This is a genomic window from Bradyrhizobium genosp. SA-3, from assembly GCF_004212635.1.
Classification (GTDB): domain Bacteria; phylum Pseudomonadota; class Alphaproteobacteria; order Rhizobiales; family Xanthobacteraceae; genus Bradyrhizobium.
Genome location: NZ_PSRT01000233.1, coordinates 1 through 8,025, shown reverse-complemented (window position 1 = coordinate 8,025; position 8,025 = coordinate 1). Strand labels below are relative to the sequence as shown.

The 8,025-nt window shown below is 65.2% G+C and carries 9 protein-coding genes; 7 read left to right on the top strand and 2 right to left on the bottom strand.

From position 1 onward, the window contains the following. Nucleotides 1–97 precede the first annotated feature (97 nt). Complete coding sequence (locus CWO91_RS40675; RefSeq protein ID WP_130220948.1) at nucleotides 98–910, top strand: ABC transporter permease; 813 nt, start codon at nucleotides 98–100, stop codon at nucleotides 908–910. Next, complete coding sequence (locus CWO91_RS40670) at nucleotides 907–1,692, top strand: ABC transporter permease (RefSeq protein ID WP_130220946.1); 786 nt, start codon at nucleotides 907–909, stop codon at nucleotides 1,690–1,692. Before CWO91_RS40675 ends, CWO91_RS40670 begins: the two co-directional genes overlap by 4 nt. A 150-nt stretch (nucleotides 1,693–1,842) precedes the next feature. On the opposite strand, the gene CWO91_RS40665 is transcribed toward CWO91_RS40670, so the two are convergent. Together CWO91_RS40665 and CWO91_RS40660 are read right to left on the bottom strand one after the other, a co-directional pair. Continuing rightward, on the bottom strand, nucleotides 1,843–2,493 hold the full coding sequence (locus CWO91_RS40665; RefSeq protein WP_130220947.1) for a TetR/AcrR family transcriptional regulator: 651 nt from the start codon (nucleotides 2,491–2,493) through the stop codon (nucleotides 1,843–1,845). Continuing rightward, a complete protein-coding gene (locus CWO91_RS40660; RefSeq protein WP_130220945.1) occupies nucleotides 2,493–3,182 on the bottom strand; it encodes an aspartate/glutamate racemase family protein in 690 nt (229 codons plus the stop codon). The genes CWO91_RS40665 and CWO91_RS40660 overlap by 1 nt, the downstream gene beginning before the upstream one ends. Before the next feature lie 97 nt (nucleotides 3,183–3,279). Here CWO91_RS40660 and CWO91_RS40655 point away from each other — a divergent pair, with 97 nt between their 5' ends. The 5 genes from CWO91_RS40655 to CWO91_RS40635 are packed head-to-tail and all read left to right on the top strand — an operon-like array spanning nucleotide 3,280 to nucleotide 7,973. Beyond that, nucleotides 3,280–3,474 (top strand): hypothetical protein, encoded by a 195-nt coding sequence (locus CWO91_RS40655; RefSeq protein WP_130220944.1) that lies wholly within the window; start codon nucleotides 3,280–3,282, stop codon nucleotides 3,472–3,474. Further along, nucleotides 3,471–5,132 (top strand): thiamine pyrophosphate-binding protein, encoded by a 1,662-nt coding sequence (locus tag CWO91_RS40650; RefSeq protein WP_130220943.1) that lies wholly within the window; start codon nucleotides 3,471–3,473, stop codon nucleotides 5,130–5,132. The genes CWO91_RS40655 and CWO91_RS40650 overlap by 4 nt, the downstream gene beginning before the upstream one ends. A gap of 3 nt (nucleotides 5,133–5,135) precedes the next feature. Continuing rightward, nucleotides 5,136–6,401, top strand: a complete 1,266-nt coding sequence (locus CWO91_RS40645; protein WP_130220942.1) for an NAD(P)/FAD-dependent oxidoreductase — start codon at nucleotides 5,136–5,138, stop codon at nucleotides 6,399–6,401. 9 nt (nucleotides 6,402–6,410) lie between these two features. Further along, nucleotides 6,411–7,154: an aspartate/glutamate racemase family protein gene (locus CWO91_RS40640; protein WP_130220941.1), complete on the top strand. Its 744-nt coding sequence runs from the start codon at nucleotides 6,411–6,413 to the stop codon at nucleotides 7,152–7,154. Between the two features lie 39 nt (nucleotides 7,155–7,193). Continuing rightward, nucleotides 7,194–7,973 carry an SDR family NAD(P)-dependent oxidoreductase gene (locus tag CWO91_RS40635; protein WP_130220940.1) on the top strand — a complete coding sequence of 260 codons (780 nt, stop codon included), beginning with the start codon at nucleotides 7,194–7,196 and terminating at the stop codon, nucleotides 7,971–7,973. Nucleotides 7,974–8,025: the final 52 nt, after the last annotated feature.

Here is an 8,025-nt window from a genome sequence, read left to right as displayed (position 1 = left end):
AAGCGGGAGAGGTGCAGCACCCGAGATGAGCGAGGCTGCCTTGACGACATCCGTGTCCGATCCATCGCAGAAGCATCAGCGCCGCGAGCACGGCCTGATGCTGGCGCTGGTGTCGCCGGCGCTGCTGGTGATCTTGGCTCTGATCGTGCTGCCGGTCGGCTGGCTCGCATGGCAGTCGGTCTACCACGACGGCTTCACGCTGGAGAATTATCGCCGCGTCTTCACCGAGGATGTCTATTGGCGCAGCTTTGCGCTGACCTTCGAGATCAGTCTCGCGGTCACGGGAATCGCGCTGTTGCTCGGCTATCCCGTGGCCTATCTCGCCAACGCGTTGCCGAAAGCGTGGAGCATCCTCATCCTGTCGCTGGTGGTGCTGCCGTTCTGGACCAGCGTGCTGGTCCGGGCCTATGCGTGGCTGGCGCTGCTGCAGCGCACCGGCGTGATCAACCAGTTTTTGCGCTATCTGGACGTGATCTCCGAGCCGCTCGCTCTGGTCCACAACACGTTCGGCACGGTGGTTGCGACCGTGCACATCCTGCTGCCGTTCATGGTGCTGCCGCTCTATGCCACCATGCAGAAGATCCCCGGCGATCTCATGCAGGCCGGCGCCAGCCTGGGTGCGAGCCCGTCGTTGACGTTCTTCCGCGTGTTCCTGCCGCTGTCGCTGCCGGGGGTGCTCGCTGGCTGCACCATAGTATTCGTGCTCTGCCTCGGCTTCTACATCACGCCAGAGCTGCTCGGCGGCGGCCGCACCGTGATGGTGTCGATGCTGGTGAGCCGCAATGTCGAGCTCTACAACCAGTTCGGGGCGGCCAGCGCGGTCGCAGTGGTGCTGCTCCTGAGCGTGCTCCTGATCTTCTTCGTCGTCAGCCGCTTCATCTCGCTCGATCGTGTGTTGGGGCAGAAATGATGCGCGCCTCGCCCGCACGGATTGCTCTCTACGTGGTCAGCGCACTGGTGCTGGTCTATCTGATCCTTCCCGTCCTGATCATCGCGCCGATCTCGTTCTCCAGCGCGCGCTTCCTGACCTTCCCGCCGCCGTCCTTCTCGCTGCGCTGGTACCAGCAATATTTCGCCAACTCCGCCTGGATGCAGGCGACGCGGGTGACGCTGACGGTCGCGCTGCTGACCGTCGTGATCGCGACCCCGCTTGGCGTGGCTGCCGCCTATGCCATCAGCCAGTCGAAGCTGCGCATCATGCGCATCATCCACATGGCGCTGCTGCTGCCGCTGGTGGTGCCGATCATCATCACCGCGGTCGGCATCTTCTTCGTCTACGCCAAGGTCGGCCTGGTCGCAACCATGCCCGGCCTCGTGCTCGCGAACGTGATGCTGGGATTACCCTATGTCGTCATCTCGGTGCTCGCTGGCCTGCAGAGCTTCGACCCCGCGCAAGAGATGGTGGCGCGCAGCCTCGGCATGAACCGCCTGCGCAGCTTCTTCGCGGTGACGCTGCCACAGATCAAGTCCAGTGTGCTCGCCGGCGGCATCTTCGCCTTCATCTCGGCGATGGACGAGACAATCGTCGCGCTGTTCATCTCCGGCGGCCAGTTCCAGCCGCTGACCAAGCGCATGTTCACCGCGCTCCGCGACGAGATCGACCCGACCATCGCCGCGATCTCGACGCTGATGACGGCGGCCTCCTTCATGCTGGTGCTACTGGCGAGCACGCGGCAGAAGAGGAGCGGGTGAGGCCCGATGTCGTCCCGGCGAAGGCCGGGACCCATAACCACAGGATTGGGTTTGGCGAAGACTGGCGGTTAGCAGCTCGTGCGACAACTAATTCTTCGGAGTATGGGTCCTGGCCTTCGCCAGGACGACACTGAAAGTGTGGCGGCCGTCTCACCCCTTCGCCCCCAGCCAGGCCAAAATCATCTCCACGATCTGGGTCCGGCTCTTCGCCAGCACTCCGGGCTCGCTGAGGTCGCGGTCGAACAGCGCACCAAACGTGTCGCGGTTGGCGACGCGGAAGAAGCAATAGGAAGAGATGGCGAGGTGCAGGTCGATGGCGTCGACGTCGTCGCGGAAGACGCCTTCCGCGCGGCCGCGCTTCAGGATGCCGTCGAGCGTCGCGATCACGCTGGCGTTGAGCTGGCGCAGCTGCGGGTTCTGCTTCAGATGCTTGCCATGGTGGATGTTCTCGATGCTGACGAGGCGGATGAAGTCCGGATTGCGTTCGTCATGGTCGAAGGTGGCCTCGATCAGGCGGCGCAATCCCTCGCGGGCGTCGCAGCTTTCGATGTCGAGCTGATCCTCCAGCGCACGAATGCTGCGATAGGCCTCTTCGAGCACCGCGAGGTAGAGCTGCTCCTTGCCGCCGAAATAATAGTAGATCATCCGCTTCGACGTGCGCGTCCGGGCGGCGATGGCGTCGACCCGCGCGCCGGAATAGCCCTCGCGGGCGAATTCGGCCATCGCCACTTCGAGGATGTCGCGCTTGGTGCGCTCGGGGTCGTTGATGCGCTTCGATGGGAGCGGCATGCGTTCGAGCATCATCCCATCGCGAAATCGGCCGCCGTCTCGGCATGAATCGCCGTCGTGTCGAACGTCTCGACCGATGTGTCGTCCGGGCCGACCAGCATCGTGATCTCGGTGCAGCCGAGGATGATGCACTCCGCGCCGGCGGCGATGAGCGCTGCCATCACGTCCTGATAGCGCCGGCGCGAGGGAGTGGTGACAGTTCCAAGGCACAGCTCATCGTAAATGATGCGATTCACGTCGGCGCGGGCGTCGGCAGGAGGAACCAGGACGTCGAGATCATGCGCGCGCAGCCGGTCGATGTAAAAGTCGTGCTCCATCGTGAACTTCGTGCCGAGCAGCCCGAGCCGGCGGTACCCTTTCGCCCGGATGCGCTGCGCCGTTGCGTCCCCGATGTGAATGAATGGAACGGTCAAGCTCGACATGATGTCGGGTGCCAATTTGTGCATCGTGTTCGTGCACAACACGATCGCACGCGCTCCGGCGCTTTCGAGCTGCCGTGCGACCTCCGCCAGGCTGGCCGCCGCCTCGCTCCAGCGATCGGCGTACTGCATTTCCTTGATCTGTTGAAAATCGTAGGAATACATCAGCAGCGGGGCCGAATGCAGCTTGCCCTTGCGGTCGCGGACCCGCTCATTGATGAGCTTGTAGTAGAGCGCGGTGCTCTCCCAGCTCATGCCTCCAATCAGGCCGATGGTTTGCATTCCGGTGCTCCAGACGAGTTAGTTCGGCCGGATCGTAGACGAAGACGTCGAAGCTCGCCATCATGATGGGAAAAATAGACGGGTTGGCGTGTGGCCCATGGCGGACGCCGGGATTGCGCGGACGTGGCCTCAAAGCCCGATCAGTGCAAACGGCAAGGGCGGGCATGACGCCTGCGCAGGCGGCGAGAAGCCTTTCGATCTTGCGCGTCGTGTCGGCCTGTCCTACGCCAATTCCGCACATAATGGCGAGGCGCTCGGGCGCATCGCCAAAGCCTTGAGGGAGCCGTCATGACCATTCGCAACACCCGAACCGGGGGCCAGATCCTGATCGACCAGCTGGTCGCGCAAGGGGTCGAGCGTGTCACCTGCGTGCCGGGCGAGAGCTATCTGGCGGCGCTCGATGCGCTGCATGACAGCCCGATCGACGTCGTGATCTGCCGCGCCGAAGGCGGTGCCGCGATGATGGCGGAGGCCTATGGCAAGCTCACTGGCCGTCCTGGTGTCTGCTTCGTCACCCGCGGCCCAGGTGCCACAAATGCCAGCCATGGCGTCCACATCGCGATGCAGGATTCGACGCCGATGATCCTGTTCGTCGGCCAGGTCGACACCGGCATGCGCGAGCGCGAGGCGTTCCAGGAGCTCGACTACAGGGCGGTGTTCGGCACCATGGCGAAATGGGCGGTCGAGATCGATCGCCCCGATCGCATTCCCGAGCTGGTCGCGCGCGCCTTCCGCGTCGCCATGCAGGGCCGCCCGGGTCCCGTGGTGATCTCGCTGCCCGAGAACATGCTGACCGAGACCGCGGCGGTCGCCGACGCCATGCGGATCGAGCCGGCGGTGAGCTGGCCCGCGCCGGCCGACATCGAAAAGCTCGGGGCCATGCTCGCCGGCGCCAAGGCGCCGCTCGTCATCCTCGGCGGCTCGCGCTGGACCGACGAGGCGACCAGGAGCATCGCGCGGTTCGCCGAACGGTTCGACCTGCCGGTCGCGACCTCGTTCCGCCGGGCCTCGCTGATCGACGCCGACCATTCGCATTACGCCGGCGATCTCGGCATCGGGCCGAGCCCGGGGCTGAAGGCGCGCATCGAGGGCGCCGACGTCATTCTGCTCATCGGCGGCCGCATGTCGGAGATGCCGTCCTCGTCCTACACGCTGCTCGACATTCCGACCCCGCAGCAGAAGCTGATCCACGTGCATCCGGGCTCGGAAGAGCTCGGCCGGGTCTATCAGCCGGCCCTTGCGATCCAGGCGACACCCGCTGCGTTCGCCGCCGCGGTCGAGACGCTGAAGCCTTCCGGCGCGGTGGCCTGGAAGGGCGAGGCCGCGAAAGCACATGCCGATTATCTCGCCTGGACCGAAAAGGCGCGCGAGCTGCCGGGCAGGTTCCAGTATGGCCAGGTCATGACCTGGCTGCGCGACCGCCTGCCGAAGGACGCGATCGTCTGCAACGGCGCCGGCAATTATGCCGGCTGGATCCATCGTCATCACCGCTTCCACAGCTTTGCCGCGCAGCTTGCGCCGACCTCGGGCTCGATGGGCTATGGCGTGCCGGCGGGCGTGCTGGCAAAACGGCAATATCCGGATCGCGTCGTCGTCGCCTTTGCCGGCGACGGTTGCTTCCTGATGAATGGCCAGGAGTTCGCGACCGCCGTGCAGTACGATGCGCCGCTGATCGTCATCGTCGTCGACAATTCGCAATACGGCACCATCCGCATGCACCAGGAGCGCGACTATCCCGGCCGCGTCGTCGGCACCCAGCTCAAGAACCCCGATTTCGCGATGTACGCGAAGGCGTTCGGCGGCCATGGCGAGCGCGTCGAGCGCACCGAGGAGTTCGCACCCGCGTTCGAGCGCGCGCTCGCCTCGGGCAAGCCGTCCATCCTCCACTGCATCATCGATCCGCGCGCGATCTCGGTCGGCAAGGATTTTGTGCCAGCGGTGAAGGCTTAAGCGATGGCGGCCGGCCGCCACGTCGCCATCATCGGCGCCGGCGCGGTCGGCGTGATCAGCGCCATCGAGGTACTGCGCGAGGGCCATCGCGTCACGTTGATCGATCCGGGCGAGCCCGGTGGCGAGCAGGCGGCGAGCTATGGCAATGCCGGCTGGCTGTCATCGCATTCGGTGATCCCGCCGGCCGAGCCGGGCGTCTGGAAGAAGGTGCCGGGTTATTTGATGGATCCCCTCGGCCCACTCGCGATCCGCTGGTCGTATCTGCCGAAGGCGCTGCCCTGGCTGATCAAGTATCTGCTCTCGGGTTGGACCGAGGCGCAGGTCGAGAAGACGGCGTTCGCGCTGCGCGATCTGTTGAGGGACGCACCGCTTCTGCACAAAAAGCTCGCGGAAGAGGCGGGCGTGCCTGAATTGATCGAGCGCAACGGCGTGATGCATGTGTTCCCATCACGCGGCAATTTCGACAACGATCTCGGCTGGCGCCTGCGCAAGAAGGTCGGTGTCGAATGGCTCGAGCTCAACGCCGATGAGATGCGCCAGCGCGAGCCGGACCTGCATCCGCGCTACACCTTTGGTGTGGTGGTGGAGGAGGCCGGCCGCTGCCGCAATCCCGGCGCCTATGTCGCGGCCCTCGCGCAACATGCGTTGGCAAGCGGTGCGAAGCACGTGCGGGCCAAGGCAACGGGTCTCAAGCTCTCCGGCAACACGCTCGTCGCCGTCGTCACCGAGACCGGCGAGATCCCTTGCGATGCCGCCGTGGTGGCGGCGGGCGCCCGCTCGAAGCAATTGACTGCGTCGGTCGGTGATCCGCTGCCGCTCGAGACCGAGCGTGGCTATCACGTCATGATCGAGAATCCGGAATCGGGGCCGCGCAGCTCGATGATGGCGTCAGATGCCAAGATGGTGGTGAACTGGACCGACAAGGGCCTGCGCGCCGCCGGCACGGTCGAGATCGCCGGCCTAGAGGCCGCGCCGAACTGGAAGCGTGCCGAGATTCTGCGCAACCACCTCATCAGCATGTTCCCCAAACTGCCGACGGACATTCCAGCCTCGCGCATCAAAACCTGGTTCGGTCATCGGCCAAGCATGCCGGATGGACGGCCCTGTATCGGCTATGCACGGGCCTCTCGCGACATCGTCTATGCCTTCGGCCATGGCCATGTCGGCCTGGTCGGCTCGGCGCGCACCGGCCGTCTCGTCGCGCAGCTCCTCAGCGGCAAGCAGCCTGAGATCCCGCTCGCGCCGTTCGCACCCGATCGTTTCCCCTGAGATCGCACCATGACCCATCCAGCCAATTCGTCCTCCCGCATCGCCCGTGGCGGCAAAGCCATTTATGGCGCGCCGCTCGGCATCTTGATGCTGGAAGCGCGCTTTCCCCGCATTCCCGGCGACATGGGCAACGGCACGACCTGGCCGTTCCCCGTGTTGTATCGCGTGGTGAGCGGTGCCTCGCCGGAGAAGGTGGTGCTGAGGGGCGCGGCCGGCCTGCTGCCTGATTTCATCGATGCCGCGAAGGATCTGGTGCGGCTCGGGGCCGAAGCCATCACCACCAATTGCGGCTTCCTCTCGCTGTTCCAGAAGGAGATCGCGGCCGCCGTCGGCGTGCCGGTTGCGACCTCGTCGCTGATGCAGGTGCCGTGGGAGCAGGCGACCTTGCCGCCGGGCAAGCGGGTCGGCCTCGTCACCGTGTCGGGCTCGACGCTCTCGCCCGCCCATCTCGAAGGCGCCGGCGTGCCGCTCGATACGCCGCTGGTCGGCACCGAGAACGGCAAGGAATTCTTCCGCGTCCTGATCAAGGCCGAGAAGGACGACATGGACGTCGCGCAGGCCGAGCGCGACGTTGTCGAGGCCGGCAAGGCGCTCGTCGCTGGGAACCCGGATGTCGGCGCAATCGTGCTTGAGTGCACCAACATGCCGCCTTATGCGGCCGCGCTTCAGGCCGAGGTCGGATTGCCGGTTTACGACATCTATTCCATGATCACCTGGTTTCATGCGGGACTGCGCCCGCGCGTCTTTGCGTGAACGTGTCCGTGAGATCGTCACAAGTCCTGGAGTGAGCCCATGAAACTATCCGGCAAGGTCGCCGTCATCACCGGCGCGGCGCGCGGCATCGGCAAGGCCTGCGCGAAGAGATTCTTGGACGACGGCGTCAAGGTGGTCATCTCCGACGTCGACACGGATGCGCTCGAGAAGACGGTCAACGAGCTGGGCAAGCCCAAGGAGCTGTATGCCCTGCCGTGCCACGTCGCGCGGCGCGCGGACGTCGATCGCGCGGTCGCCACAGCAGTCCTGGAGTTCGGCCGGCTCGACATCATGGTCAACAACGCGGGCGTGGCCCGCAATCAGGACATTCTCGACATCTCCGAGCAGGATTTCGACGAGGTCATCGGCATCAATCTGAAGGGTGCCTTCTTTGGCGTGCAGGCCGCCGCGAAGCAGATGATCGCGCAGGGCGGAGGGGGCGTCATCATCAACATGTCCTCGGTGAACGCGCTGCTGGCGATTCCGACGCTTGCGACCTATGCCATCTCCAAGGGTGGCATGAAGCAGCTGACATCGGTGGCCGCCGTCGCGCTCGCGCCGCACAACATCCGCGTCGTCGCGGTCGGGCCGGGTACGATCCTGACCGATATGGTGGCCTCGGCGATCTACACGTCCGAGGATGCGCGCAAGACCGTGTTGTCGCGCACGCCAGCAGGCCGCGGCGGCGAGCCGAGCGAAGTGGCGTCGGTGGTGGCGTTCCTTGCGAGTGACGATGCGTCCTACATCACCGGGCAGACGATCTATCCAGATGGCGGCCGGCTGATCCTAAATTACACGGTGCCGGTGAGGGAGAAGTAGGGGGGCGATTCCCACTCTCGACTGTCATCGCCCGGCTTGACCGGGCGATCCA

Bases quoted from the DNA above. Each gene is read 5' to 3' on its own strand.
- CWO91_RS40675 (WP_130220948.1), top strand. From the start codon at position 98: ATGCTGGCGCTGGTGTCGCCGGCGCTGCTGGTGATCTTGGCTCTGATC.
- CWO91_RS40670 (WP_130220946.1), top strand. From the start codon at position 907: ATGATGCGCGCCTCGCCCGCACGGATTGCTCTCTACGTGGTCAGCGCA.
- CWO91_RS40665 (WP_130220947.1), bottom strand. From the start codon at position 2,493: ATGCTCGAACGCATGCCGCTCCCATCGAAGCGCATCAACGACCCCGAG.
- CWO91_RS40660 (WP_130220945.1), bottom strand. From the start codon at position 3,182: ATGCAAACCATCGGCCTGATTGGAGGCATGAGCTGGGAGAGCACCGCG.
- CWO91_RS40655 (WP_130220944.1), top strand. From the start codon at position 3,280: ATGGCGGACGCCGGGATTGCGCGGACGTGGCCTCAAAGCCCGATCAGT.
- CWO91_RS40650 (WP_130220943.1), top strand. From the start codon at position 3,471: ATGACCATTCGCAACACCCGAACCGGGGGCCAGATCCTGATCGACCAG.
- CWO91_RS40645 (WP_130220942.1), top strand. From the start codon at position 5,136: ATGGCGGCCGGCCGCCACGTCGCCATCATCGGCGCCGGCGCGGTCGGC.
- CWO91_RS40640 (WP_130220941.1), top strand. From the start codon at position 6,411: ATGACCCATCCAGCCAATTCGTCCTCCCGCATCGCCCGTGGCGGCAAA.
- CWO91_RS40635 (WP_130220940.1), top strand. From the start codon at position 7,194: ATGAAACTATCCGGCAAGGTCGCCGTCATCACCGGCGCGGCGCGCGGC.